This window comes from Clostridium sp. CX1, from assembly GCF_025398335.1.
In the GTDB taxonomy this organism is placed as follows: domain Bacteria; phylum Bacillota; class Clostridia; order Clostridiales; family Clostridiaceae; genus Clostridium_AM; species Clostridium_AM tanneri.
On the sequence record NZ_JAODOO010000016.1, the window covers coordinates 56,604 to 83,217 of the forward strand.

Annotated in this window: 25 protein-coding genes and 1 other annotated feature; of the genes, 9 read left to right on the plus strand and 16 right to left on the minus strand. The window is 30.7% G+C overall.

Going from position 1 to position 26,614, the window contains the following annotated elements:
• Positions 1-83 precede the first annotated feature (83 nt).
• The gene (locus N4T77_RS15995; protein WP_261672841.1) at positions 84-272 is read right to left on the minus strand and encodes a hypothetical protein; all 189 of its coding nucleotides are present in this window, start codon (positions 270-272) and stop codon (positions 84-86) included.
• 184 nt (positions 273-456) lie between these two features.
• On the opposite strand from N4T77_RS15995, the gene N4T77_RS16000 reads away from it, so the two are divergent.
• From N4T77_RS16000 to N4T77_RS16010, 3 genes are all read left to right on the plus strand, one after another.
• Positions 457-900, plus strand: a complete 444-nt coding sequence (locus tag N4T77_RS16000) for a DUF1259 domain-containing protein (protein WP_261672842.1) — start codon at positions 457-459, stop codon at positions 898-900.
• A gap of 316 nt (positions 901-1,216) precedes the next feature.
• Positions 1,217-1,909, plus strand: a complete 693-nt coding sequence (locus N4T77_RS16005) for a radical SAM protein (protein ID WP_261672843.1) — start codon at positions 1,217-1,219, stop codon at positions 1,907-1,909.
• Position 1,910: 1 nt separating this feature from the next.
• On the plus strand, positions 1,911-2,399 hold the full coding sequence (locus N4T77_RS16010) for a QueT transporter family protein (protein ID WP_261672845.1): 489 nt from the start codon (positions 1,911-1,913) through the stop codon (positions 2,397-2,399).
• Between the two features lie 132 nt (positions 2,400-2,531).
• Here N4T77_RS16010 and N4T77_RS16015 read toward each other — a convergent pair whose 3' ends face one another.
• Positions 2,532-4,448, minus strand: a complete 1,917-nt coding sequence (locus N4T77_RS16015; RefSeq protein ID WP_261672846.1) for an EAL domain-containing protein — start codon at positions 4,446-4,448, stop codon at positions 2,532-2,534.
• 351 nt (positions 4,449-4,799) lie between these two features.
• A complete protein-coding gene (gene rpsA, locus N4T77_RS16020; protein WP_261672847.1) occupies positions 4,800-5,978 on the minus strand; it encodes a 30S ribosomal protein S1 in 1,179 nt (392 codons plus the stop codon).
• A gap of 389 nt (positions 5,979-6,367) precedes the next feature.
• Between rpsA and N4T77_RS16025 the strand changes: the two genes are divergently transcribed.
• A complete protein-coding gene (locus N4T77_RS16025; RefSeq protein WP_261672848.1) occupies positions 6,368-6,883 on the plus strand; it encodes a sigma-70 family RNA polymerase sigma factor in 516 nt (171 codons plus the stop codon).
• Complete coding sequence (locus tag N4T77_RS16030) at positions 6,876-7,892, plus strand: DUF4367 domain-containing protein (protein WP_261672849.1); 1,017 nt, start codon at positions 6,876-6,878, stop codon at positions 7,890-7,892. Before N4T77_RS16025 ends, N4T77_RS16030 begins: the two co-directional genes overlap by 8 nt.
• Before the next feature lie 59 nt (positions 7,893-7,951).
• Here the strand turns inward: N4T77_RS16030 and N4T77_RS16035 are convergent, their stop codons facing one another.
• Together N4T77_RS16035 and N4T77_RS16040 are read right to left on the minus strand one after the other, a co-directional pair.
• On the minus strand, positions 7,952-8,455 hold the full coding sequence (locus N4T77_RS16035; protein WP_261672850.1) for a tryptophan transporter: 504 nt from the start codon (positions 8,453-8,455) through the stop codon (positions 7,952-7,954).
• A gap of 117 nt (positions 8,456-8,572) precedes the next feature.
• Positions 8,573-8,820 (minus strand) — a binding site (T-box leader).
• A 92-nt stretch (positions 8,821-8,912) separates the two neighbouring features.
• Entirely contained in the window at positions 8,913-9,581 is a 669-nt protein-coding gene (locus tag N4T77_RS16040; protein WP_261672851.1) for a hypothetical protein, read from the minus strand.
• 180 nt (positions 9,582-9,761) lie between these two features.
• On the opposite strand from N4T77_RS16040, the gene N4T77_RS16045 reads away from it, so the two are divergent.
• Complete coding sequence (locus N4T77_RS16045) at positions 9,762-9,887, plus strand: hypothetical protein (RefSeq protein ID WP_261672852.1); 126 nt, start codon at positions 9,762-9,764, stop codon at positions 9,885-9,887.
• A 32-nt stretch (positions 9,888-9,919) separates the two neighbouring features.
• Positions 9,920-10,090 carry a hypothetical protein gene (locus tag N4T77_RS16050; RefSeq protein ID WP_261672853.1) on the plus strand — a complete coding sequence of 57 codons (171 nt, stop codon included), beginning with the start codon at positions 9,920-9,922 and terminating at the stop codon, positions 10,088-10,090.
• A gap of 154 nt (positions 10,091-10,244) precedes the next feature.
• On the opposite strand, the gene N4T77_RS16055 is transcribed toward N4T77_RS16050, so the two are convergent.
• The 6 genes from N4T77_RS16055 to N4T77_RS16080 form a co-directional block, all read right to left on the minus strand.
• Positions 10,245-10,658 (minus strand): CBS domain-containing protein, encoded by a 414-nt coding sequence (locus N4T77_RS16055; protein WP_261672854.1) that lies wholly within the window; start codon positions 10,656-10,658, stop codon positions 10,245-10,247.
• A 175-nt stretch (positions 10,659-10,833) separates the two neighbouring features.
• Positions 10,834-11,910, minus strand: coding sequence for a Xaa-Pro peptidase family protein (locus N4T77_RS16060; RefSeq protein WP_261672855.1), 1,077 nt, complete (start codon positions 11,908-11,910; stop codon positions 10,834-10,836).
• A 300-nt stretch (positions 11,911-12,210) separates the two neighbouring features.
• Positions 12,211-13,638, minus strand: coding sequence for an APC family permease (locus N4T77_RS16065; RefSeq protein ID WP_261672856.1), 1,428 nt, complete (start codon positions 13,636-13,638; stop codon positions 12,211-12,213).
• Positions 13,639-13,792: 154 nt separating this feature from the next.
• Positions 13,793-14,020, minus strand: a complete 228-nt coding sequence (locus N4T77_RS16070) for a hypothetical protein (protein ID WP_261672857.1) — start codon at positions 14,018-14,020, stop codon at positions 13,793-13,795.
• Positions 14,021-14,133: 113 nt separating this feature from the next.
• On the minus strand, positions 14,134-14,316 hold the full coding sequence (locus tag N4T77_RS16075) for a hypothetical protein (protein ID WP_261672858.1): 183 nt from the start codon (positions 14,314-14,316) through the stop codon (positions 14,134-14,136).
• A gap of 290 nt (positions 14,317-14,606) precedes the next feature.
• Positions 14,607-15,002, minus strand: a complete 396-nt coding sequence (locus tag N4T77_RS16080; RefSeq protein ID WP_261672859.1) for an HNH endonuclease — start codon at positions 15,000-15,002, stop codon at positions 14,607-14,609.
• A gap of 225 nt (positions 15,003-15,227) precedes the next feature.
• Between N4T77_RS16080 and N4T77_RS16085 the strand changes: the two genes are divergently transcribed.
• Entirely contained in the window at positions 15,228-16,157 is a 930-nt protein-coding gene (locus tag N4T77_RS16085; RefSeq protein WP_261672860.1) for a DMT family transporter, read from the plus strand.
• A gap of 28 nt (positions 16,158-16,185) precedes the next feature.
• Here N4T77_RS16085 and N4T77_RS16090 read toward each other — a convergent pair whose 3' ends face one another.
• Both N4T77_RS16090 and N4T77_RS16095 read right to left on the minus strand, forming a co-directional pair.
• A complete protein-coding gene (locus N4T77_RS16090; protein WP_261672861.1) occupies positions 16,186-18,084 on the minus strand; it encodes a diguanylate cyclase domain-containing protein in 1,899 nt (632 codons plus the stop codon).
• A gap of 159 nt (positions 18,085-18,243) precedes the next feature.
• Positions 18,244-18,693, minus strand: coding sequence for an OsmC family protein (locus tag N4T77_RS16095; RefSeq protein WP_261672862.1), 450 nt, complete (start codon positions 18,691-18,693; stop codon positions 18,244-18,246).
• A gap of 552 nt (positions 18,694-19,245) precedes the next feature.
• Here N4T77_RS16095 and cls point away from each other — a divergent pair.
• On the plus strand, positions 19,246-20,670 hold the full coding sequence (gene cls, locus N4T77_RS16100; RefSeq protein WP_261672863.1) for a cardiolipin synthase: 1,425 nt from the start codon (positions 19,246-19,248) through the stop codon (positions 20,668-20,670).
• A gap of 75 nt (positions 20,671-20,745) precedes the next feature.
• Here cls and N4T77_RS16105 read toward each other — a convergent pair whose 3' ends face one another.
• The 3 genes from N4T77_RS16105 to pflA form a co-directional block, all read right to left on the minus strand.
• Positions 20,746-22,749, minus strand: coding sequence for a fructose-1,6-bisphosphatase (locus N4T77_RS16105; protein ID WP_261672864.1), 2,004 nt, complete (start codon positions 22,747-22,749; stop codon positions 20,746-20,748).
• A 582-nt stretch (positions 22,750-23,331) separates the two neighbouring features.
• Positions 23,332-25,341 (minus strand): methyl-accepting chemotaxis protein, encoded by a 2,010-nt coding sequence (locus N4T77_RS16110; RefSeq protein ID WP_261672865.1) that lies wholly within the window; start codon positions 25,339-25,341, stop codon positions 23,332-23,334.
• A gap of 461 nt (positions 25,342-25,802) precedes the next feature.
• A complete protein-coding gene (gene pflA / locus N4T77_RS16115; protein ID WP_261672866.1) occupies positions 25,803-26,519 on the minus strand; it encodes a pyruvate formate-lyase-activating protein in 717 nt (238 codons plus the stop codon).
• Positions 26,520-26,614 lie beyond the last annotated feature (95 nt).

A 26,614-nucleotide genomic window follows, 5' to 3' on the forward strand; every position in this document is an offset into this window, starting at 1 on the left:
CCATTGGGCTATATCTTCTACTAATTCCTCTCCTTTTCTATAAGCTGCTGCCCTTGCCAAGTTCATGAGGTCTGCTATCTCTTCTACTGACTTTGGCTTATACCCATATTTCCATTGTAGAAATCTTTTAGATTCCTCATAATGTTTTTACTTAAGTCAGCGGCTACTTTAGCGAACGCAAGCATTATCTTTTTATTTTCTACTTTAAGTTGTAATGCATGTTCTATAGCGTACATATTTTCTAGCACTAATCTCACATATTGCTTACTCATACATATTCTCTCTTTCGCTTGATTTTATAGGAATTATACCTGATTAGGCACAAATATAAGTAAGTTGCATATCATATTACCACAGGTACCCACTCCATATTACATAGAAAATCAAGTTTTACTCAAAGACTAAGGACAAGCTATAATCTTGATTTTCTAAAAAATATTATAGGGGTGACTTAAGATGACAGATTGTCATAAAAAAACTAAAGATTCTTGCAGCCACACTAAAAATCCTTGTAATCTTTGTAACCAATTTGCCAGGATACTTGGAGCAGAAATTTTAACATCTACAAGAGATTTATGCGTTGTGACATTTCTTAGAGATATAGATGCAACAATATTAGGAAGACCAACTCATTCTCCATTAGCTTTAGCTGCTTTATTCTCTTTCGAATCTACCGATAGCTGTGGAAGAACTCTTAATTTAGGTGAAACAGTAATTTTACAGAAAGAAATTAATGATTTCATTACAATTCTTAGAGAACATGGAATAACAGTTACTGCTCTCCATAACCATTGGTTATTTGATAATCCAAGACTCATGTATATTCACTTTGAATCTATTGATGAACCTTTAAATTTTGCAAGAAAAGTAGCAGATGCTTTACGCGTCTTAAGGTGCTGATGCTTTACACGTTTTAATATAATTAGCTCGGGTAACTGCTGAATATTCTGCAGTTACTTTATTACATAAAAATCCCTATTATTATATCCTCAATTTTTCTTATTACCTAGACACATATTATTTCGCATCTAAATTTACCTATATTCCTAATCATAATTTTTAAGTGTAACATTAATATTTTTTAATTTTTGCCGTTTTTTTGCCGTTTGCCTTGTCAACACCTTAGAACTATTGTATAATCAATGTTTGTAAGCCGTGAGAAGTGTTCCTTGCCTAACCACTTCTACAATAAAAAAAACAAGGAGGTAAATAAAAAATGATACGATACAGCTTAGTAGAAGATAAAAATCAACGTGAAATTGTTTTACTTAAGGCGTCACCATGTATTTGGAGTCGCTGTTCTTTTTGTGACTATATACACGACAATAGCGAAGATACCGCAGCCAATGTAAGGCTAAACAAAGACGTTCTTGAAAATATTACAGGCAAGTACAGATCCTTAGAAGTAATAAATTCAGGAAGCTGTTTTGAATTACCTAAGGATACTTTAACTGACGTTAAAGAAGCAATATTCTCTAAAGGTATAGAAAAGCTATTTTTAGAAAGTCACTGGATTTATAGAAACAGACTTAATGAAATGAGGCAGTTCTTTGAAGTTCCCATTATTTTTAAATGCGGTATAGAAACCTTCGATGACAATTTCAGAAACAATGTTCTAAATAAAGGAGCCATATTCTCAGGTCCAGAGGAAGTATCTAAATATTTCAACTCTATATGTCTCATGGTAGGAATTAAAGGGCAAACTAAAGATATGATTAAAAAAGACATTGAATACTTATTAGAGTATTTCCAATACGGGTGTATAAACATGTATGTTGAAAATACTACACCCCTGAAGAGAGATTCTGAGCTAATTCAATGGTTTAGAGAGAATTACAGTTTCTTAGAGCATAATGATAATATAGAAGTTCTTTGGAATAATACTGACTTTGGAGTTGGAGGAGAATAAAATGAATAATAGTAGTAAAAACATAAAAAAATTAGTTAAAATTGCAATAACTGCTGCCATATATGCAGTAGCAACAGTATCCATAGCTCCCTTAAGTTACGGTGCTGTGCAATTTAGATTTTCCGAGGTGATGACTCTTTTAGCATTCATTGATCCTATATATATACCTGGTCTTGTACTTGGATGTGCTATATCAAATCTTTACAGCCCTTTAGGGATAGTTGATGTATTAGTTGGAACTACTGCTACTCTATTGGCAGTTTACATGATAAAGAAAACAAAAAGCTTATTCATTGCAACACTTTGGCCTACTATAGCAAACGGATTAATTGTAGGGGCTGAATTATATTTTGCATTAAATCTTCCATTTTTGGAATCTGCTTTATATGTGGCTCTAGGAGAATTTGTTGTAGTCACCTGTATAGGATACCCTTTATTTAAATTATTAATGAAAAGAGAAGATGTGATGAAGGTACTGAAATACCAGTAAATTTTTATCCGATATTCTATCTGATTCTTAGTTTATCTTCATTACTAAATATTTAATAAAAGCAGAAAAGTTAAGAACTTGCTATCAGTTTTATAAAAAGTTCTTAGCTTTTCTGCTTTATTTCTAATATTTTTACTTTATCCCCTTTTGAAAGGATGAGTTTTCGAAAACTGTAGCCATTTCTTCTGGCGGAAGAGGTCTTCCAAAATAATATCCTTGAATTTTATTGCAACTTTTAACTTCTAGAGATTTTAGTTGTTCCTCTAGCTCTACCCCTTCTGCAACGACCTCTAAATCCATTTTATGTGCAAGATTTATTATTTGCTCAGTGATTATTTCTTCATAGGAATTTTTACAAAGTCCATCAATAAATGTTTTATCTATTTTTAGCGTGTTTATAGGTAAGCTTTTTAAATAATTTAAGGAAGAATATCCCGTTCCAAAGTCATCTAGAGCTACTCTTACCCCTATACCTCTTAACTCGTTTAAGGCACTTAAATTTAATTCTAAGGACTCCATCATAACACTCTCTGTTATTTCAATTTCCAAAGCTTGCGGATCTGTATTTGTTTCCTTCAAAACCTTCTTAACTGCCGCTACAAAATCACTTTTTTGAAGCTGAATGGCAGAGACGTTAACAGAAATAAAATTATAACAATAACCTTTATTTCTCCACTCCCTGTTTTGCTTACAAGCAGTTCTTAAAACCCACTCACCGATTGGTACTATTAGGCCTGTTTCCTCAGCTAGGCTAATAAATTCTCTAGGTGAAACCCACCCGAATTTTTTATTATTCCACCTAATAAGTGCTTCGAAACTTACTATTTTTCTAGTCTCTACATCTACTTGCGGCTGATAATATAGCGTAAACTCTCTATTCTTGATAGCCTTTCTAAGCTCAGCTTCTAATTCGGTTTTTCTAAGAACCTCATCATACATTGATCTTTTAAAGAACTTATAGGAACTCTTTCCATCGGCCTTAGCTTTGTTTACTGCTATATTTGCATTTCTTAATATTCTAGTAATATCTTCACCATCACCTGGATAAATGCTTATACCTATACTAACTGATATAAAAAACTCTTTTTCATCAATTTCCCACAAACCATTTGAGGATGCTAATAATCTCTCTGCAGTTGCTGCAACTACTTCTTTATCTTCTACCCCTGTCTGCAGTATCAAGAACTCATCTCCACCAGTTCTTGATACTATAAACCCTTCGCCAAGCTCATTTTGAATAGCCTGTCCTATTTTCTTTAACAGCTTATCTCCATACTCATGTCCAAAGGTATCGTTAACATTTTTAAAATTATCTAAATCAATGTGGTAAACAGCAAAGTACTCATGGTTATCTATCCTATCGTTCAGCTCTTTTCTAAAAAAGTTCCAGTTAGGTAAATCCGTAACAAAATCATAGTATGCCATTCGTTCCATCTCTTTGTACTGTTCTCTAAGCTCTTGTTCTGCAGCACTAAGCTGTTCATATACAGCTGAAAGTTCTAAATAATTTTCGTTTATTAATTTATTAGCTTCTAATTCTTTTAGATTCTTATATCCTAATTCTCCGAACATCCTTGCACCCTTACAAAGAAAATCTATCATTTTTTTAATATCATCTTCTGAAACCACAGGAATTTGCTGTATAGTTTTTATATATTCATCTTCAATAAGTCCAAAATACTTAGCCTGATTTTTAAAATATTCAATTTTAGGTTCTTTAAAAAATACTTGACCTGCAAATAATGTAGCTATGTTTTTCCCATTAATTATTATCGGAGCACCTATATATATCAAACCGCTCGTACATCTACATATAGCGTATTCCTTACCCTCTTTTATTTGTTTTAAAATATTTCTTTCCGCCCCATCACATTTAAATCTATATAAGAAATCATATTTGTTTATATCACTACAATTATCACTATTTTTGGCTACTAATTTATCATCGTTGTCCTTTATTAGACAACTTATCCCTGTTACTGAATAAAAACTATTAACCAACTCCTGTAACTCGCCCATGTTCACTAGTTCCGAAAATTTATATTCCAAGCTCCCACCAACTTTCATTTTCTATACTGAACTAATTATATTAATTGCATGGAATTTTCTGTGCCTTTTAATTAAAATAAATTTACCATTAAATTTTAAAAATAACATGCATAAATTAAATAAATATACACTCTTGTTTACATTTTACCATATTAAATGGCTCATGTGTTAAAAATTTATAATTTTTTTGTCAAATTTTAAAAGTTCCTAATTATTGTGGAAATATCTCTCCACATATTAACATACCATAACCTACCAGCTCATGTAAACAAAATAAAACAAGCTATCACTATTTTGATAACTTGTTCTATCAACTAAAAACTACTATATTACAATAAAATTACTTTTTCTTTAATCAAACTTAAAATCCTTTAGTTTGTCTTTGAATAAATCTCCAAGAGTCACCCCTGAAGCTGTATCAACATATTTTTTAATGTCTTCCTTTGGCTTTTCCACAGCTTCCTTCATACTTAAGCTTATTTTCTTTTCTTTCTCATCTATATTTAGTATCTTAACTTTTACCTTTTGTCCTAAAGTTAACACATCACTTGCCTTAGTAATTCTTTCTTCGGATATCTCTGAAAGATGAACTAATCCTTCAACTCCTAGCCCTATCTCAACAAAAGCACCAAAGTTTAAAAATTTAGTGACTGTTCCCTCAATTACATCTCCAATCTTAAAGTTTTTTATGATATTGTTCCAAGGATCTTCACTTAGATCTTTTAAAGCTAAGGATATTCTATTTTTTTCTTTATCTGCTTCCAACACATACACTTCTACTTGTTGACCAACAGAGACCACTTCTGAAGGGTCTTTAACTCTCTTCCATGAAAGCTCTGATATATGAATTAGACCATCTATTCCTCCCAAGTCAACAAAGGCACCAAACTTGGCAAGTCTGCTTACCTTACCTATTCTTTTTTCCCCTGGTTTAATTTCCTCCCATAGCTTTTCTTTCTTACTTTCACGCTCCTTTAGCTCTACCTCTTTTCTAGATAGCACTAATCTTTGTTTATCTCTATCAAGTTCAATCACCTTTACTTCCAGAGTTTTGCCTACAAATTCATTTAAATCCTTTACAAAGGATGCTGATAGTTGAGATGCTGGAATAAAAGCTCTAACCCCCTTTACGTTGGCTACTACTCCTCCTTTTACTACTTCCTTAACTACTACATCAAAAGTATTGTTTGCAGTAAATAACTCCTGTAACTGCTCCCAAACCTTTTCTCTATCTGCTATCTTTTTAGACACAACAACATTGCCCTCTCCATCGTTCATATCTAATATGTAAACATAAATCTCATCATTTTCTTTTAATAATTCATTAAGGTTTACCTCTGTATCTTCAGTAACTTCACTTTTTGGCAAAACTCCATCTGACATATATCCTAAATTAATAATTGCCCCATTATCTGTAACAGAGATTACTTTCCCCTTTACTATTTCTCCTCTTTTAACAGTTTTCATTGAGGATTCGATCTCATTCATAGCCTCATTCATTGAACTTACTTCGTTATTATCAAATGACATATAACCAGCTCCTTTTATATTGATATATATTAAGATTTACTTTAATTACAATTTTATTCTATCACAAACCTAATGGAACATTCTACCACTAAGTACACCTAATACCAAAGATAGTTGTGAAAGGGGATTTTTCAAGAAAAATTCGTTGAAAATTTGAAGGTATATAGTTCTCTATCTTCATTAAACTTCAAAATAAATATTGTAAAATTAATTACTTTAGATATGATTAAAGTAATAGTTTATATGTTCTTAATTATTAGGTTGGTAAAAATTTATTCCTTAACAAAAACTTTAAAACTTTTCATTTATTTTTTGAAGCATAAGACGCTTATAATGCGTCTAATATGCTGAAAGGGGGAAATATCTTAACATAAGATATTATTGCGTATATGGATAAAGAGATTGAGAAACTAATTGACGAATATGGGAATGATGTACTCAGAATTGCCTATATATACTTGAAGGACAAGTATCTTGCAGAAGATGCATTCCAAGAAGTGTTTGTGAAGGTCTATAAGAACCTTAATAAATTTCAAGGAAATAGCAGTGTGAAAACTTGGATTTTATCTATTACTATGAATACTTGTAAAGATATATTAAGAAGTTCTTGGTTAAAAAGAATAGTATTCAACCAGGATCAAAAACTTTTCAATTGTGATACCAATATTTTGGACAATCCCGATGAAGAAGTTATTAAACAATTCGAATATAATGAATTACTAAAGGAAGTTATGAAACTTCCTAAAAAATATAAGGAAGTAGTTATTCTTTTTTATTATGAAGAAGTTTCAACTGCTGAAATAAGTAAAATACTATGTATACCTGAGGGAACAGTAAGGAGTCAGTTATTTAGGGCTAGAGAAATTTTAAAATATAATTTAGATGGGAAGATAAGCTATGAATAAAGATATTAATAATTTGAGAGAAATTACAGATTCTGTTCTTAAGGATATTAAAGTTACTGATGAACTAAAATCATTAACTTTAAAAAAGTGCAAAGAAAAAAAAGAACATAGTACTAAACCAATTTTTATAACTGCTGCATCAGCAGCTATTATAGCATTTTCAATTTTCAACTATAAATTTATATTACATAACCCTAAACTAAATAATAATGTTAGTAAAGAATTACCTAATAAATCAATTAGTCTTAATAATATTGATAATGATACTTTTCCAAAGGAAAGTAAGACAAATGATCAAGATACTTTAAAAAGTGATCTTGCAAAGGATGAAATTCAATCAAAAAACAAAAGTCAACAGAATGACTATGATACCATTGTTAAAAATAACCAAAGGGAAGAAAAACTTATTTCCTCTAATAATGATAATAACCTAACTGACTCAAGCAAAAATGAAAGCTTAACCAGAGTACCAGAAACAGAGGCTTCTAGAACCTTGCCACAACATAATACAACAAATAGTATACCAGAAAAATCATCATTGGACTCTAATATAGATAAAACAAATGATATTCCTCAAAGTAGCCTTTTAAACATGGATGTGCCTTCTATGAAAGTTGCATTAGACTCTCCTAGTCCTATAAGTATTGCTGATGCCGAAAACTTTTGGGGAGATAAAATTCTCATGCCTTCTTATTTACCAAATGGCTTCCAGCTTACAGATGTATCAATACCAAAAGATAACTCTAAGGAAGTGTATGTGAAATTGAACTATAGTTTTGAAAATACTTACTTTAGAATAGTACAAAATAAAAGCACTACTTATATAAATTATGTTGGTGAAAGTATCGACTTTAATGGTTCAAAGGCATATGTTTCTAAGACTAAGGATTCAGCTAACCCAAACATAATAATAACGGAAATCAAATGGATAAATAACAATATAGAATATACAATCACAGGAAACTTATCCGAAAGTGAGTTAACCAAAATATTAAAATCCATTGGTTAACTCACTCAAATTAAGTTTTTTCTAAATTTGCGATTATTGTTATCTGTAAGTTAAACCTACTATACAGCCCTTCTTAATGCTGTATTTACTACATTAGATAATATAAGTGAGGCTACAGTGTTTATCAAAGATGCCGGTAAAACCACAGATAGAAATAGTATAGCGAATTTAGTCGGTAGGCCTACCATAAGAGAAGCTGCTGTTAAAAACACTGTGCCGCTTACTATAGTTCCTACTATTGTAACTAAAATAATTTTTAATTGACAGTTTATATTATTTCTCATAGGTTTTAAGAATAAAAATATTACATTTGCTGTTACAATCTTGTCTATAAAATTTGCTATTTGTCCCCCAGGAAAAGTAGTTGTTGCTGCTGATAGTATTCCTGCTACAATTCCTGCACTTATACAAGTTTTATAATCCTTATTTAGAATCATTATTATAAATAACATTACCAAGGAAAAATCCGGCTTCATACCTAATACTATTGGAGGGGAAATTTGATGCAATACAGCACCTATAGCTAAAAACAGTGAATTTAAGATAAGGTTTTTTACATTCATGAAATACATCTCCTTTTCAAATAATAATCAAATGATAATAAACGAATATATAAACTCTTTCACAACATAGCAACTCCTCCTGAAATATTTATTTAAAATAAAAAACTCCGTCCTAATAAATAGGACGGAGATATCCGCGGTACCACCTAAATTGTGTTTAAAATAAACACCTCTTAATTTCAGGCACTAACATGCCTCATCCACTATAACGTGTGGCTTACGGTAATTGACTACTCTTTAAAAACTCTAAATTTCGATTTACTCCTCAAAGGCCCATTCACTGGTAACTATCGTATTGAGATCACACCATCCTCAACTCTCTGTAACTAAGTAATACAGCTACTCTTCCTCATCAAAGGATTAATTAATATTAAACTGTATTTATATACTACCAGTTTAATAGAGCATTGTCAACGACAGTTTTCTCAATAGTCCAAAAAATTATTATATTACAAATTCACTTACAAGTATTTGATATAGCCTTACAGAGAATATTTGTGAACTTTTCCCCTATCTTTGGCAGCTCCTCTTTTTTATCAGATATCCTTAGCATAAGAGGTAATTCAATATGATAGCTCACCCATCTCTTATCAGTTATGGTGGAAGATTTAGTTGCTTTGAAATATATATTATCAAAATCTGAATTTATTCTTAGCTTTTTTAATTCTGCTAAATCCCCGTCACTATCATTTTTTAAGCATTCGTTATTTATTAATCTTTGAATTTCCTTTCTAAGATTATGTGCATAAATTTCTTCTTCCTTACTTCCACAGGATATTTCTATATCATACTCACCAGCATTAAAGGGTCCATGTCCATGTATTTCGACTAAATATCTAGGTCTGCACCTCTGAAGTGCCAAATAATAATCGCTATAGTTATAATCATGATTTTTATTTGGATCTATAAAATAATTACAAGCGCATAAGAAAGAACAGTTTAGCATTTCCGCAATGTAATTACCAATATATCCTGTATTTTCATCTCCATATTTATGACTTTCACAAGGCATTTTGTAAGTTCCAGATGGAGTATGATGTGGAACTCCTATTGCAAGACTATTGTTTTCTTTTATATCTGCAGTAAATATACTAACATCATTTAATTTTAATATATCTGAATGCAAAAAATCACCTCTCAATCTTTTTTTAGTTACAAGTGCGAGTTGAATTTTAGACATTTAGATAACATTATTTTGTCCTATTCTTTTATAATTTACTTTAAACAATAATGGAATATTAGCCACTGATTATAAAGAATAAAACTGTTCCAGTAGGAAAAAATAATTTTGAAAGGGGAGTTGTAAATGGTTAAGAAAAAAATTGAGGTTCTTACAAAAAAAGATAGAGTTCACAATCCTGCAGTTAAAGATGCAGAGAGAAGAATAAATAAGGAAATCCCCGGAATGTCTGGAAAGTATTCTGGAAGATAATACAAGAAGAAAAATAAAGGTGGGATAAATTTATGGCAAACAAAAAGTCTGATCCAACAACAGATGCAAAAATGAAGTCTATGGATGCTGAAGATAACGCCAGTAGAGAAGCAGATAATGGATATATGCAGCGTGGAAACCCTGCAGGTATTGCTCAAAAACAAAGAGTTTTAGCTAATAACGATAACGGCTCTCATATGTAGACATATTTAATTTCACTAAGTTTGTTCCAGAAAAGATTTTACACCTTTTCTGGAACAAACTTAAATTAAAATCCATGAATATTCCTTAAAGTAAGTGGAACAAATTATGTTAGATATAATCATTAGACTAACGTAATATAGCCTAAGCTGATTTTTAATCTTTTTTAGCAAATAAATTCTTATACCAATAGTTGATTATATCACTTCTTTTGATTATCCCAATAAATATTTCGTTATCGTCTACTACTGGAACGAAATTTTGGTTAATAGATAAGGTTATTAAGTCTTCAATATCAGAATTAATATAGACTGGCTTGTTATTCACCCTTCTCTCTATATCTTTTATAAAAACCTTACTTGTATCGTCAAAAGTTAGCCCAGAGGTATTCTTTAATTTCCAAAGCAAATCTCCCTCTGTCAAAGTTCCAACATATTTTCCTTTTTCATCGATAAGAGGTATAGCAGTATATCTATGATACTCCATCCTCTCCAATGCTTGTCTCATTGTTGAATTTAAACTCGCATATATTACATCATTTTTTGGTGTAAGAAAAAAAGCTATATTCATATTATCCCTTTCTCCTAACATACTTTTCTTTAAAAACCTTATAGGTATTCTTTGTTTTTACAATAAGTTTTTATACTTTATATTCTACTCTTTAAATATAATTATAATGCTAAATATTTAATCAGTCAAAAAACCTGCTGATATTTAAATTTTATAACAGCAGGTTTTTGTCTTACTATTCTACTATAATTAATTCTTTGTCATACTTATTAAGTATTTCGCATCCGTCCTCAGTTACTAAAACTAAATCCTCTATTCTAACTCCAACTTCACCTGGTAAGTATATACCTGGTTCTACAGAGAATATCATACCTGGCTGTACTCTATCAGTATTTACTGAAGAAACATCACCAAAGTCATGAGTTTCAATACCTATTGAGTGTCCTGTTCTATGAGTAAAGAACTTTCCATATCCATGAGCTGATATATGATCTCTTGCTGCAGCATCTATATCACAGAATCTTACTCCTGGTTTAACTATATCAATAGCTCTTCTATTAGCTTCTAGTACTATATTGTATATTTCTTTACCTTTATCTGAAGCGTATTTATAGAATACAGTTCTTGTCATATCTGAACAATAAGAATCCTTTACGCAACCTATATCTACTATTACACTATCTCCTTCTTTTACTACGGAGTTATCGCATCCATGATGTGGGTCTGCAGCATTTGCTCCATAAGCTATAATTGGGTCAAAGGAATAACCTTCTGCACCTAACTCTTCATATATGCTTAATAATAACTGTCCCATCTTCTTTTCAGAATGTTTTTCTGGTATTAGCTTTATCATTCTGTCTACAGCTAAATCATTTATTCTTGAAGCCTCTCTCATCAAATCTCTCTCTGCAGCATCTTTACACATTCTAACTCTGTCTAATATTGCTGAACCATTAATAAAAGTGCTTCCTCCTTTTAGCTCCATAAGTCTTAGTAAGAAACGAGCTGGCCAGTTTTTATCAACTCCCATTGGTTTATCCTTTTCTACATATCGGGAAACGATTTCAACTGCATCCTGAGTGTCATTAAACCAAACCTTTTCAACTCCTAAGTCTTCAGTAACAGGGAATAATTCATTTATAAATAATTTATTATTACCATTTAAATTTATGTATAGTGCAAGCATTCTTTCACCAGGATGAATCCATTTTCCAGTTAGATAGAATATAGCTGCTGGATCAGAAACCAACATTTGAGGTGTATTTGCAGCTTCCATTTCTTTTAACACTTTATTAAGTCTTTCCATATTCATAGTTTAGCTCCTCCTTTATTATGCTTAAGTCTTTGTTAACTCTTATTAAGTAAGAATTACTAGATTAAGTCTTGGAAAAATATTTTTGTTGCTTAATTAAATATTTTTAAGTGATTCCTTATTTATATAATATAAAAAGTTTCTAAATTTCGCAAGTTCAAATCTTAAAATTAGCAAAATTAATTTTAATTTTCAGCATATAAATAATATCTTTATGACATAAATTATTCATTTTCTTAAAAATATGATTAAGTAAAAACTAACTTATAATTTCTACTTAATCATACTTTTTTATACTTTTTATTGTGAAATTCTTTTACTTTCCACTCTATCTTTAAACCCTGTTTTCTTAACGAAGCTGCTCCAGATTCTCAGCCCTAGTCCTACAACTACAACAGCTCCACCTACCATTTCTATCTCATATAGTAGATTTTCCTTAAAAGTATTCATAACAGGCGCTGCTGATAACACTATTCCTAACACAGTAACTATTAGCACTAAATATGCTAACCCAATAGCATTCTTGTTGTATTTTGACATTTCATAAGGTCTAATCTCACCTAACCTAGTCTTTCTCAATTTTATGTAGGCAGCAAATAAAAGAACATATGGAAACAATGCTGTTAAAGCAGTCATTGTAAGAAGTACGTTATATATAGCATCAACAGATGGCAGCAAATTAGTACCAAGTAATATAATACTTACTATTACCGCCTGAAGTATAACAGCGTTAACAGGTATATTCCTGTCATTAACCTTTGTCAATCTTTCTGAAAATATACCTTTCTGCACACTTCCAAATAACATTTTTATAGGGGACGCTATATAAATTATTATAGTACCTATTACTGAGAGTGCTATTCCAAAGGCTACAATACGTATAAACCATGGACCTATTCCTAAATCTCCTGCAACTGCTGAAAGAGCCTCTAATATTCCCTGTGATGCAGTAATCTTATCGGATGGAAGTACCATAGTAATGGCTATTGATCCTAAAACATAAAGTCCTCCAACTAATGCTGCAGCTATTATAGTCGCTCTTGGAAAAGTCTTTTTAACATCTTCAACTTCTGTTACGAAATTTGCAGAAATTTCAGCACCAGCAAGTGCAAACATTATAGAGGAAATTGAAGCAAAGGAATCTGCGCTTAACTTAGGAGTTAAGGTAGCCATTGTATAGGTTGATGCTGGTCTATTCCCAAATATAAACACCGAAATAAAGGCCATACTTATTAAAAGTATCGCCGGCACTGTAGAACCCAAAGCTCCAGCACTTGTAAAAACTTTTCCTAAGGCCATTCCTCTAGTGCTTATTAGAGATAATATCCAAAAAAGAACTAGTGATGCTATCAGTACAAATAGTTTGCTGGTAGCAAGTTCTGGTCTTCCTAATATATAGGAAATATTAACAGTTAAAAAAGTTAGAAAAGACGAATACCAAAATATCTTGGCAGTCCAATTTAGCCAAGATACCATAAATCCCCACTTTTCACCATAAGCTTCTTTTACCCATTCATAGAGACCACCATCCCTAGGGTATGTAGCCGCTAATTCTGCACATATTAAGGCACTAGGTACAAAAAAGATAAAGGCGAAAACAATCCATATTGGTATAGCCCCAAGCCCTAATCCGAAGCTGGAGGCAGTAGATTTTGCAATCCACCTAATTCCGAATAATGCCGATACATTCATGAAGACTAAATCCCATAAACCAATTTTTCTTTTCATTTCTACACCTCTTTGAATTTGATTTAGTTGATGCAGTAATAAATTTTATCATAATAGCTAGCACATGTACACATAGAATAAAATACCAAATATAAACAAAAACCACCTTATCTTTTTCAGAATAAGGTAGTTTTTGAAAGTTCAACTATAAATTTTAATCAATTTCTGGTTCATCTTTTTTACGATCCACTTGATCACCTTTGAGTAAGTTTTCTACATGTGTTCCGATTTCATGGCCTTTTCTATAGGATGAAAGTTTTTCCATAGGCACCTCATCCTTATGAATATCCTTGCCTAAAAGGCTGTCAATTACTCCTTTTTTAGCTATTGGAACATCACCTACATGAATATCTTTTATATCATCTAATTCAAATCTATCCATATTTAAAAAGCCCCCTTATCTGTTTTTTCATTTATAGGTTATCCATGTAGATAAAAATAATGTATTTATAAATAAGATTGTTTTAAAGAATTTTCTAAAGATAATCTTCGTAACTAGCTTTTTGAACAATCATATTGAGCTTTTAATAGCTTTATAAGCATATCCTCTAAATTGTCCTTTTCTTTCTCGTTAAATTTGCCTTCATTCTCATCCATAAAAAGCAATCCATACTTTAATCCTTCTGTAATTTTCTTAATTTCATCTAAAGTTAAAATCATTAAAATATTTTCTTGCATTTCCATCCCCCCATATTTCTGTTGTGATATTGTTAAATCATATAATCCCCACAGATTCTAACCATTTGTTATAATAATTCAAGAAAATTTCAATATAAAAAAATAGAAAAGCCAGTTTCTCACACAGTCTTTTTCATAATGCTAAATATTCTGAAAAATGTTTTTTTACTAAAGTAAAGTGTCTATAATTACCTTACCTTAGTAATAAATTCTACTTAAATATTCCATTATTAAATCCCTAGATACTTATTTACTATTATATAAAATCCTTATCAGATAATTTACCTTAATTAAAAGTTTGCTATAAAATCATAATATTCTTCAAGCATATATTCTGTGTATACTTTTTTTCCCATAAGTCTAAATACTATATCGGATTTTTTATAACCTTCTTTATATAGTTTATAATCCTTAAAAAGCTTCTTTAACATTCCTTTATTTATTTGAAGCAAGAGCACAAGTTCATCTATACTGTAATATTCCTTGTATAATAACTGCTCTAAGCTTTTCTGCATCTGCAACTTATATTCTAAGTCTAATCTCCTATTCTTGTGAGGGCCTTCTTTTCCTCTATGATGTTCAGAACAGAGATATCTAAAATTCAATGGAAAATCCACGCCTCCTTGGCTTCTGTATACTATATGATGTTTATCCGCTTGTCTACCACAGATTTCGCACCTTAGCAATTTTTCCCCTCCTATTATTAAAACATTAATTTATAGCTCAATTATATCACAGCTTTTGAGATATTACACATGAAAATAATTATGGAATTGGTTTAATTTAGAATATTAAATCAAATGACAAATTCAGTACTTTATTTATAGCTTAATTTGCTTTATATGTTATAATTAAAAATAGTAATTTTAACCTAATCTTAGAACCATTAATTTAATAAGGGGGGTTTTTAAATGAGTGCTATGTTTAAGGTTATCCTTTCAATGGCTATATGGGGAAGTATTGGACTCTTCGTCAAAAATATTGATTTACCATCAATTGAAACTGTATTTCTTCGTGCAACCATAGCTAGTATATTTCTTATAGTATATGGTTTCACGAGAAAAAGTATAAGCAAATCTAGTTCCATAGAAAATAGTCTAGAATCTCAATCTATAAATAAAAATGATGATAGAAAAAAAATCTACATCCTAATTGCCTCTGGTATAACCATGGCATTTAACTGGATGCTTTTATTTCAATCCTACAAATATACTACTATTTCAAACGCTACCTTAAGTTATTACTTTGCTCCAGTGTTTGTAATACTGTTGTCACCCTTTATCCTAAAAGAAAAATTTACTAAATCTAAATTTTTTGCTGTAGCTGGTGCTATGCTTGGTTTATTCCTAATATTAAACAACCAAGGGGTTACTTCTAGCGCTAATTACAATCATATTAAAGGAATTATTTTTGGGCTTATGGCTGCAGTATTTTATGCTTCAGTTGTTTTATTAAACAAGTACATAAAGGGTTTGTCCGGTTATGAAATGACTGTAGTTCAGATCTCTACCGCCGCAATAGTATTACTTCCAATTATAATATACAGAAACAATTTGCATATCTCTGGATTAAAAAGCCTAATATTTATTCTTATAGTTGGAATAGTACATACAGGAATACCTTATTTATTATACTTTTCCGCTATGAAGGATTTAAAAGCTCAAAGCATAGCTGTAGTAAGTTATATCGATCCTATATCCGCTGTCATCTTTGGCTTTGTATTCCTAAAAGAAACTATGACAGTATTCCAGGTAATTGGTGGTTTATTAATTTTATTCTCAACCTTTTTTGGCAGCAAAGAAAAAAAGGTCTCAGAATCCCCATCTGAAACCTCTGTATAATTGTAAAACCATAGAGTTTAGAGAAACTCTATGGTTTTAGATATTTAATAAATTTATCTACTAATTCAGGGTCGAATTGAACACCACCACATTTTTTAAGTTCTTCTATGGCTTCCCTCTTACTCATGGGTTTTTTATAAGGACTATTACTTGTCATTGCATCATAGGCATCTACAATAGATATTATCCTACATTCTATAGGAATACGTACTCCTTTCAATCCTATTGGATATCCATTCCCATCCCAAGCTTCATGATGCTTTAGTATTAGTTCTGCGATATGCTCCAAAGCAGTAGCATGTTTTGCTATTCTATAACCTATCTCACTATGCCGTTTCAACTCCTTTTTTTCCTCATCATTTAGCATACCAGGTTTCTGCAACAACTCACTAGACACCCCTACCTTACCAATATCACGAAATTCAGCTAAAAGCCCTATTGAGTTTATGATTTTCTTTGGCAGCCCTAAATTAGCAGCAAATCCAACGGATATCTTTTTCATTCTTTCTATATGTCCCTCTGTAACAAAATCTGTTTCCTTTAAAGCTTTTATCATAGTTTTCATTATTGCATTTCTATTACTCTCTCTATTGTGTAACTTACATATGTACATATCATTGTCTGCTTGTTTAAAAATATCCTTCATAGACTTGAATGTTTGTCCACTGAAAGCTATTCCCTTTGATATACTCAGATGCAGTCTATTATTGTTTTTATTGTATGTTTTTATTTCATTTTCAATTTTACTATTTAACTCCTCTATTTCTTTTTTACTAGTATTTTTCAATACAACTACAAATTCATCTCCACCAATTCTGGCAACTATGCAATTACTGCCACATGCTTTTTTTAGAACTTCCGTAGTAGCTATTAGTAATTCATCACCTACAAAATGACCTAGGGTATCATTAATTATTTTTAATCCATCTAAATCACAAAGAATTAACCCAAGATTTTGAGATTTTTTACTATCATGTTCATTGCTAATACTGTGGAAATAAGTCCTGTTATATACCTCTGTAAGGCTGTCGTATAAACTCATCTTTATAAGTTTTTCTTCCATTAACACTCTGTCTGTAATATTTTGAAATGTAATTACCATTCCTATACTCTTTCCACCTTCTATTTGTATTGGTGCTGCTGATATACTTATGTTATATGCTTTTTTATCTTTAGAAATCAACTGAACATTTTCTTCACTTTTAAAAGTTTTCCCTTCATTTATCACTGTCATAAGTATAAGGTCTTTTCTCTCACTATCATCATCATAGCTTTTTCCCCATGACACATTAAATATATCAGTTAACGCACTCCCTTCAGCTTCAGTTACTGAGTGTCCAGTGAGTTCTGCAGCAGCATTATTCATAAAATTTATTTTTCCTTCTCTATCTGTAGCTATAACTCCGTCTCCAATACTAGATAGAGTTACCTTAAGCCATTCTTTTTGTTCTTTCAGTGCCTTTTCAATAACTTTCTGCTCAGTTATATCTTCGTATACAGCATATATACCTATTTGAGTATTGCTTACTATTATAGGAAAGGCTGTCATCTTTACATTTACTAATTGTCCATCTTTTCTTTTTCTAGTAGTTTCCCGACTTACAAAGCCACCTTGTAAAACGATTTTAGATATATCAAAAGCGTCTTTTGTCAATTTTCTATCTGCTATTACCTCATTTATGGATTTCCCAACTACCTCATTAAGTTCATACTTAAAAATCTTTGTAAAACTCTTATTTATACTTATTATTTCATCTTGATTATTAAGAATGGCTACTGCCTCAAAGGAATTTTCATAAAGCTGACTAAAGTATGCCATCTGAAGTTTAAATTCATTTTTTATATTGATGCAATTAAATTTCAGCTTCTTATTCTTGCTGTTCCTTTTTCTCCAACTACAAGTTATACAACTAATTTTATCTTCCATATCCCTATCACCATATTCATAAATTCTTTTTAAATCTTAAAAATAATATATATGTACTTTTTCTTATTAAAAAGAACGAAATTTTTTCTCCAAAATTTCGTCCTAAAAAGGTATATTAATTATTGATATCTTATATCTTAAAACTAAAAATTAATACCGTTAATGTTTAGACATTGTAACTGCTTCTATCTGTAGTTTTACCGGATTATTAATGGTGTCTACTACTGGTGCCTTTTCTTGCAAAGTTTTAATTAAACTATCAATTTTTCTGGAGCTTTCATTAGTATCTAACAGTAACCTACAACTTATTCCGCTATACCCTGATCTTACATCCTTTATTCCAAGTATACCATCAGTATCAAATTCTCCTTCCAATTCAACTGAAACGCCTTCTAAATCAATATTATGCTTTTTAGCATAGTTAATTGTTGTGATAACTTGACATCCTCCTAAAGCACAAAGTAACGCTTCCATAGGATTCATAGCATAATTTTTTTCCGGATTCTCTTCTGATTGTTGAAGAGTAAAAGTAAATCCTCTACTTTCACATTTTACTGTTGTACTGTTATATAAACTGATAGCCTTTGCTTTCAATGTTAATGGTGGCATATTCAAATCACTCCTAGCTCATAATTAACTTTCTTAATTTATTATGAGCATTTAAATACCTTTTATTAATGCAACATATTTACAATAGTGCCACCTTTATTGCTTTTTATTATTTTTCAAATTTTTTACTAGGGCATAGGCCAAAAAAATAAACAATAATACAAAGGTAGGTGTGGCACCATAGTATAATATTTTATCAAAGTCCATAAAACTCACCCTTTCAATTAAACTATAACTAAATTTTACTTTACAAATAAAATATTCTATATATTCCGTGAAAACCCTTTTTTTATAATAGTTATTAAAAAACTTTACTCTTAATGCTCCCATTTTAAACTATTATACTAATGTGAGTAATTTCATATACTAGTGGGTAAAATAGCTAATACTGTTTTATTCTTATAAAAATTACTTGGTACCTATTTAACTTTTCTAAATATGTTATAATTAAGAAAGAATTTTATTAATTAAATAAAATTCTTCAAGAAGTTAACTACGTGAAACTTAAAAATCAAATATAAAAAATTATAACTGTAAGGAGGTGGAAATAAGTTGAAAACTACTCTCTATTGGTTATTTTTAATTAACGCAATAGTATCTATATTTATAATTATATTAGAAAGGAAAAATCCAGAAAAAACTATTGCTTGGCTGCTAGTTTTTATTTTATTTCCTCCTATAGGTTTTTTTCTATATATATTCCTAGGACGAAACTGGAAAAAGCATAAACTTCATAATGAAACCAATATAAATGTGGAAAGACTAATCTATGAGGCAATAAAAAATGTAAAAAATAACAGTTACACTACTTTAATCGAATTACTCTCAAAAAACAGTGAGTCCCCTCTTTTTAAAGACAATAGTATCAAAATCTTTAAAGATGGTACAGAAAAATTCGAATCATTAAAGGAAGAACTGTTAAAAGCTAAAAATCATATTCATATGGAATACTATATTGTAAAAAGTGATGGTATAGGTAGTGAAATAAAAGAAATTCTTATAAAGAAATCTTTAGAAGGAGTGAAAGTAAGATTAATATTTGATAGAGTAGGCTGTATAAAGTTAAAAAAATCCTACATCACAGAACTTAAAGAAGCGGGAGTAGATATAGTTCAATACTCTTATTTCTTAGCACCTTTGCTTAGGTATATTAATACTCAAATTAATTATCGAAACCATAGAAAAATTGTAGTAATAGATGGCCAGGTTGGCTTTGTTGGAGGTATAAATATAGGAGATGAGTATATAGGAAAAAGTAAATTTGGATACTGGAGAGACACTCACATTATGGTAAAAGGTGATTTCGCCTATGGTCTTCAAGCAGTATTTTTAGATGATTTTGCAACTATAAAGTCAGCCAATAAGGAAGAGTTTTCCTACGGAGACAATTTCGAAGATTTTTTTCCCCAAACCAAGTATGGCAACGGAAAACTAATGCAATTAGTAAAAAGTGGACCTGATTCAGAATTTCCAGCAATCGAGCAGGCAGTTTTAAAAATGATAAGTATGGCACAGGACCATATTTATATAACAACTCCTTATTTTATCCCAAGTGAAAGCATCTTAAATGCTTTAAAAATTGCTGTACTAAGCGGCGTTAGTGTTCATATTTTATTTCCTGGAAAATATGATCACCTCCTAGTTCATTATGCTTCAAGAACATATCTAGAAGATTTAGCTAGAAATGGGGTAAAGATATATTTTTATGACTATAATGGATTTATCCACGGGAAAACTACTTCTATAGATGGAAAGATATGTACAATAGGCACTGCTAATATGGATATAAGAAGCTATGTATTAAACTATGAAATCAACGCTGTAATTTACGATGAGGAAACTACAGAAGAACTGGAAAATTTATTTTTTGAGGACTTGAAAAGAAGCAAAAGGATAACAGAAGACTTTTTTAACAATCTTTCTCCAATTACAAAAGCCTTTGAAGCCTTCTGCAGAATGTTTTCATCACTATTATAAGAAGTATTATGGGACACAAAAATTTGAAGCACCAGTGTTCAGTGCTTCAAATTTTTGTATCGCATAAAACTGCTTTTATGATACTATTTCCTCACTACCTTCTTTAATAAGTCCTTTTCTATAAGCTATTAAAAGCTTTTCTAAATCAGCTACTCTTTCTCTTAAGCCTACTCCTACATCAGTATCTGCAACTCTCTTTCGTGCAACTACATGTTCTAATATTCTAGTAGAGGAGATGATATCCTTGTCCTCTTGAACCGCCCTTTTAATAGCTGCAAATGGTTCGTGGGATGTAAGCAACAGACCATAGGAATTATAAATTAGTGTATATCCTGCAATCCCTGTTTGTGGTTGATAAGCTTTACAAAAGCCCCCATCAATAACAAGAAGCCGTCCATTTGCTTTAATAGGACTCTCCCCTTCCTTAGTTTTTACAGGAATATGTCCATTAATAATATGGGAAGTATTAGGATTAAGATTAAACTCAGATAAAATATTCTTGCATACCTGTTCATTATCTCTATATTTATAATAATAATCTTTTTCCTCATAATGAGTGGATTTATCGTCAATGAAATATCTTTCAAAGGTAGTCATTCTCTTCTTCCCAAATACAGGTGAATCTGGTCCACACCATAAATACCACATCATGTCCATTCCGTATTTCTTCAATTTAATGTCATCTTTGAAGAAATAGGAATCTCTTGCAACCCTGTCAATTCTATCCAAAAGTGCCTTACCACTATATTTTATAGTTCCTATTTTTACTTCTTTAAAGCTTCCATCTTCTTTTAAAGGTATACATCCATGGAATAAAAGATTAGAATTATAAGTTAAATACATACTTCCTTTACTATATAAAAACTTAATATGTCTCTGTAATTTTTCACTGTTAACAAAAGATGCTGTTAGCTTTTTAAGTAAATCTTCTTCTCTCTCAGTTAACTTATAAGGATCGCTCCAATCAACAGTTGGAAACACTATATCATTAAGTTTATAATTTTTTCCGTATAACTGGATTTCTTCGGTTTCCACATTTATTTTATCTAAAAGCAATCTGTCATCCATTTGAAACTCTGGATGCCTTTTAATAATATGACCTTCTACTTTAAATTGAAGCAAAGAAATAGCCTTATGCATCTTAGCAAGAAGATTTAATTCATTTTCACTTACATTCTTGTCTAATGTTTTAGATACAAAGCCCTTGCAAGAATCATCATTGTAAAACTCCATAGCAAAGGTAGCTAAAGGTAGTAGATTAATGCCATATCCATCTTCAATAGTTCTGAGGTTCGCATATCTAAGGGATATTCTAAGTACATTACAGATACAAGCCTCACAGCCAGCTGCAGCTCCCATCCATAATAAATCATGATTTCCCCACTGTATATCTACTGAGTGATGATCCATTAATGCATCCATTATTATTTCAGCACCAGGTCCCCTGTCATATATATCTCCTATAATGTGTAATCTATCTACTACTAATCTTTGTATAACGTTAGATATAGCAATGATAAATTCTCCTGCTCTATCTATATCGATTATAGTTTTTATAATACCATTATAGTACGCCTGTTTATCCACTCTATCATCATGTTCATGAAGCAACTCTTCAATTATATATGCAAAATCTTGAGTTAAAGCCTTTCTAACTTTCGAACGAGTATATTTTGAACATATATTTTTGCACAAATCAATTAGTTGATAAAGAGTTATTTTATACCAGTCCTCAAGATTAGTTTCCGTTTGCTTAATCAGCTCTAACTTTTGTTCTGGATAGTAAATTAATGTTGCAAGACTAGACTTTTGCTCTTCCCTAAGTGAATTTCCAAACACATCGTCAATCTTTCTTTTTATCACACCTGAAGCATTTCTAAGCATATGGGTAAAGGACTCATATTCACCATGAACATCAGTCATAAAATGCTCTGTTCCTTTGGGCAAGTTTAAAATCGCCTGAAGGTTAATTATTTCCGTACTAGCAACTGAAATTGTTGGATATTGCTTAGATAATAATTGCAAATATCTTAAATCTTTTTCTATTAAATCCAAATTATTTTCATCATAGAAAATCATATTGTTTATCTCCTTTAAAGCATTATTACACTAAATTAATGATATACTTTATTTAATTTTCCCAAACATTTAGTATACTTTATAATACATATTATACAATTAGTATAACATATACGTGCATATAAAAACAATTTAATTTTTGCTTACCTAGCATATAGGTTGCATGTTGATTTAACTTTGCAGCTTTCCTTTCTTTGAATTTTCTAAATATTCTAAAACAAGCGTTGATTTTAAATCTTCATATGCTATAATAATTATAGGAAGTAATGTTTATTGCTTCTTATAGTTTCTAATCCAGCTTATTTAGGACTCTCCCCCTAAATATGTATTGTTATTTCTCAACCCCTTTAAAATATCGAATTTTAATCTTATAAAAATAGAGATTATAATAATTTTGAAAGATCTTATTTTCAACTTATTATAATCTTCAAAATTTCTATATTGGAAATATTATTATCTTTGCTTTGAAAGCTTTTAGCTTATAAGTAACTATAATATAATTCTAAAGAACCAAATGTATTTAGGATTAGAAGCTAGTTAAACAGCTGATTCATACTAATGAATCAGCTGTTATTTCAGTATTTATATATTAAATTTATCTGTCTCATCATTAAGCTGCTTTACTACATCATTTAGCTTAAATGTAAATTTAGAAACTTCCTCAGTGCTTGCCATCATTTCCTGAGAAGATGCTGAAATTTCCTCTGAAGCCGCAGACGTTTCTTCTGCTACTGAAGTTACTTCTTCTATTTTACTTAAAACTAATTCTTTGGATTTCATAGTTTTTTCTAGAGATACATAAGAGTCATTTACCAATGGTGTTATATTCGATACGGCCTTAATCATATCGTCGAAAGATATAATTGTGTTCTTTACAATGTTAACCTGGTTTTCCACCAAGCTTTTAACATCATTTGACGTTGTTATTACCTCTCCAGTTTCACTGCTTATTGAATAAATTAATCTTTGTATTTCTTCAGTGGACCCTTTTGATTGTTCAGCGAGTCTTCTTACTTCCTCTGCTACCACCGCAAACCCCTTGCCTGATTCTCCTGCCCTTGCCGCTTCTATCGCCGCATTAAGAGCTAAAAGATTTGTTTGTTCTGATATTCCATTTATTACCTCTGTTATATTTCCCACCTTTGACACACTGGTATTCAAGCTGTTAACCTTATCCACCACCATTTCAAAGGATAGCTTTATATCTTGAATTGATTTTAACAAAATATCAATTTGATCTTTTCCAGCTGCCGCCTTATCTCCAGTAGCATCTGAGCTTTCTTTTACTATGGATATTTTTCTTTCTATATTTTCTAGTTCATCAGATAGACTAGACATATGATTAGCAACCTCAACTAGAGCATTGGCCTGCTCTTCTGCTCCCTTAGTTACCTCCTGAATTGCTCCTGCAACTTCACTTGCAGCACCACTCATATGCTCTGCATTCATATTTAGACTTTGTGCCATATCATTTACATTGGCACTTTGCATTTTTATCATTCCCATGGTTTTTTTAAGACTATCTGACATATTCCTAAAACTTAATGCTAGTACCCCTATTTCATCATTACTTTGAATAGATATCTCATTATCAAAATCCCCCTCAGATATCTTCTTTGATACTTGTACTAGTTTCAAAAGCGGATCTATTATTCCCCTAGATATTTTCATCATAATTAATGAGGATATTATAAAAGCAGCTAATGCAATGGCTGAAATTAACATTACTGTATTATATACAGTCTTGGTTACGTTTTCTAGAGACAACCCTATATCTATAGCTCCTATATGAGCACCATTTTTATAAACTGGAACTAATACATCATATACTTTTACCTTATCTTTATAAAGGAAAGTTGAAGAATGTGTCTTTCCTTCTACTGCTGCTTTTTTACTTCCTTCATCATTGAGTGATATTCCAATTCTATCCTTTTCACTATGAGCTACAGCTTTTAAGTTTTTATCTATAAATAATGCATACACTATATTTTTATCCTTAGTTAAATCTTGAATTAAAGTTTGCAGCTGTAGATTTTCACTTAATTTTTGAACTTTATTTGCAAGTACTCCTATTTGAACCATTCCACCATTTTGGTTTGCTATATAACCATATTTATAGTAGTTGTCACCTACAGAGCTTTTTCTTATAGCTTCCATAAGCTCTCCCTTCTCATTCTTTAGCACTGAGTTAGAGATATGCTTATCGTCAAATACGAATCCTATATTAGGTTGTAAATTTGAATAAACTATCTTTCCACTAGAATCTACAATGTTTATTTCATCAACTTCAAATTGCTTTGCTATAGCTAGTAAATATTCATTATTTACGCTATTAGAGTTAGTTACAATGAAATTTCCTAAAGTTTTTATTCTAGTGTCTATAGACTCATTTAAAGTATCTATAGCAGCACTGTTTTTCCCAAATTCGCTTGCCAATTGATTTGCCATATTTGCCCCATCATTCTGCATTTGGCCTATTATTTTGCCTCTAGCGATAGTAATAGCTACTGTAGCTATTATAGCTATAACTATAAACATTATAGTTAAAGGCACTGTTAAAATCTTTAATTTTATGGATATATTTTTTTTCATAAAGTTCTTCCTTTCAAAGTTTAATTATACTTTAATTGTCGTAAAAAATTAGATTTTTTTAATATTTTACAGACAATTTTAATTTTGTAGATGGTAAACTTTATTTGTAATCTTATTAAAACTTAAAATTTTATAGTTCCTTATTTTGATAACATTTTCTCTAGAGAGCCTTTAGTTCAGTCTCTTCATTAGTTAACTAACATCACTAAGAAAATATTTTCTTCAACATTTTATAATAAAATATTACATTTTTACAAATAGATTTTAGCACAGTTCAAAGAGAAAATCACTATTATTTAACTATTTATTTTTATGTATTAAATTTTTAAAATATATCAGATCTCGTAATCAGCAAATAAACTGTCTATATAAAACTATTTTTCCCAAAGCAAAAAGAGCTCTTCAGTTGAACAGCTCTTCTTAACTTAGGGGATTACCAAAGCCCTTTATTATTATTCCACTTAATTATTTAACTCTTCTTTTAAAGTATTTTCTAACTCTTTCAAGTCTTCTTCATCCATAGTCTCTACATTCTCCAATTTGTACTCTATGCCAAGTTTTTTATACTTGTCAACACCTAAAGTATGATATGGAAGAAGTTCTATCTTTTCAACATTTTTTATATTTCTTATCATTCCAGCTAATTTTAAAATATGCTCTTTAGAATCCGTTATACCTGGTACTATTACATGTCTTATCCAAAGCTTGGTACCTGCCTTTTGCACAGCGTCCAAAAACTCATCAAAACCTCTTTTACTAGCTCCAGTTAAGTCTTTATAACCTTCGTCAGTAACATGCTTTATATCAAGGAGAACTAAATCTATATATTTTAATATTTCCTCATACCCTCCTCTACCATAGCCTGCGGTGTCTATGGTAGTATGGATTCCCGCATCCTTGCATAGTTTTAATGTTTCTACTAAAAAATCCGGCTGCATTAAAGGATCTCCACCTGAAAATGTTACTCCGCCACCATCCTTAAAATAAGGTTTAAATCTTATAATCTTTTTCACTAATTCCTGTGGTGTTATCTCTGTTCCTCCAGCAAAGATCCATGTATCTGGATTGTGGCAGTAGGAACATCTTAAAGCACAGCCCTGCATAAACACTACAGTTCTAATTCCAGGCCCATCTACTAAACCCATACTCTCAAAGGAATGTATTCTTCCTAGTGTCATTTTATTATCCTCCCTTTGTAAAATTTAAAATTCGAAAGTTTTCTTAGCAAAACTAAATCTATCGTTAGCTAAAACTTTAGCCCGCTGCATTAAAA

Excerpts from the sequence above, each read along its gene's own strand:
- N4T77_RS15995 (WP_261672841.1), bottom strand. The coding sequence starts at position 272 with ATGAGTAAGCAATATGTGAGATTAGTGCTAGAAAATATGTACGCTATA.
- N4T77_RS16000 (WP_261672842.1), top strand. The coding sequence starts at position 457 with ATGACAGATTGTCATAAAAAAACTAAAGATTCTTGCAGCCACACTAAA.
- N4T77_RS16005 (WP_261672843.1), top strand. The coding sequence starts at position 1,217 with ATGATACGATACAGCTTAGTAGAAGATAAAAATCAACGTGAAATTGTT.
- N4T77_RS16010 (WP_261672845.1), top strand. The coding sequence starts at position 1,911 with ATGAATAATAGTAGTAAAAACATAAAAAAATTAGTTAAAATTGCAATA.
- rpsA (WP_261672847.1), bottom strand. The coding sequence starts at position 5,978 with ATGTCATTTGATAATAACGAAGTAAGTTCAATGAATGAGGCTATGAAT.
- N4T77_RS16025 (WP_261672848.1), top strand. The coding sequence starts at position 6,368 with ATGGATAAAGAGATTGAGAAACTAATTGACGAATATGGGAATGATGTA.
- N4T77_RS16030 (WP_261672849.1), top strand. The coding sequence starts at position 6,876 with ATGAATAAAGATATTAATAATTTGAGAGAAATTACAGATTCTGTTCTT.
- N4T77_RS16035 (WP_261672850.1), bottom strand. The coding sequence starts at position 8,455 with ATGAATGTAAAAAACCTTATCTTAAATTCACTGTTTTTAGCTATAGGT.
- N4T77_RS16045 (WP_261672852.1), top strand. The coding sequence starts at position 9,762 with ATGGTTAAGAAAAAAATTGAGGTTCTTACAAAAAAAGATAGAGTTCAC.
- N4T77_RS16050 (WP_261672853.1), top strand. The coding sequence starts at position 9,920 with ATGGCAAACAAAAAGTCTGATCCAACAACAGATGCAAAAATGAAGTCT.
- N4T77_RS16055 (WP_261672854.1), bottom strand. The coding sequence starts at position 10,658 with ATGAATATAGCTTTTTTTCTTACACCAAAAAATGATGTAATATATGCG.
- N4T77_RS16060 (WP_261672855.1), bottom strand. The coding sequence starts at position 11,910 with ATGAATATGGAAAGACTTAATAAAGTGTTAAAAGAAATGGAAGCTGCA.
- N4T77_RS16065 (WP_261672856.1), bottom strand. The coding sequence starts at position 13,638 with ATGAAAAGAAAAATTGGTTTATGGGATTTAGTCTTCATGAATGTATCG.
- N4T77_RS16070 (WP_261672857.1), bottom strand. The coding sequence starts at position 14,020 with ATGGATAGATTTGAATTAGATGATATAAAAGATATTCATGTAGGTGAT.
- N4T77_RS16075 (WP_261672858.1), bottom strand. The coding sequence starts at position 14,316 with ATGCAAGAAAATATTTTAATGATTTTAACTTTAGATGAAATTAAGAAA.
- N4T77_RS16085 (WP_261672860.1), top strand. The coding sequence starts at position 15,228 with ATGAGTGCTATGTTTAAGGTTATCCTTTCAATGGCTATATGGGGAAGT.
- N4T77_RS16090 (WP_261672861.1), bottom strand. The coding sequence starts at position 18,084 with ATGGAAGATAAAATTAGTTGTATAACTTGTAGTTGGAGAAAAAGGAAC.
- N4T77_RS16095 (WP_261672862.1), bottom strand. The coding sequence starts at position 18,693 with ATGCCACCATTAACATTGAAAGCAAAGGCTATCAGTTTATATAACAGT.
- N4T77_RS16105 (WP_261672864.1), bottom strand. The coding sequence starts at position 22,749 with ATGATTTTCTATGATGAAAATAATTTGGATTTAATAGAAAAAGATTTA.
- N4T77_RS16110 (WP_261672865.1), bottom strand. The coding sequence starts at position 25,341 with ATGAAAAAAAATATATCCATAAAATTAAAGATTTTAACAGTGCCTTTA.
- pflA (WP_261672866.1), bottom strand. The coding sequence starts at position 26,519 with ATGACACTAGGAAGAATACATTCCTTTGAGAGTATGGGTTTAGTAGAT.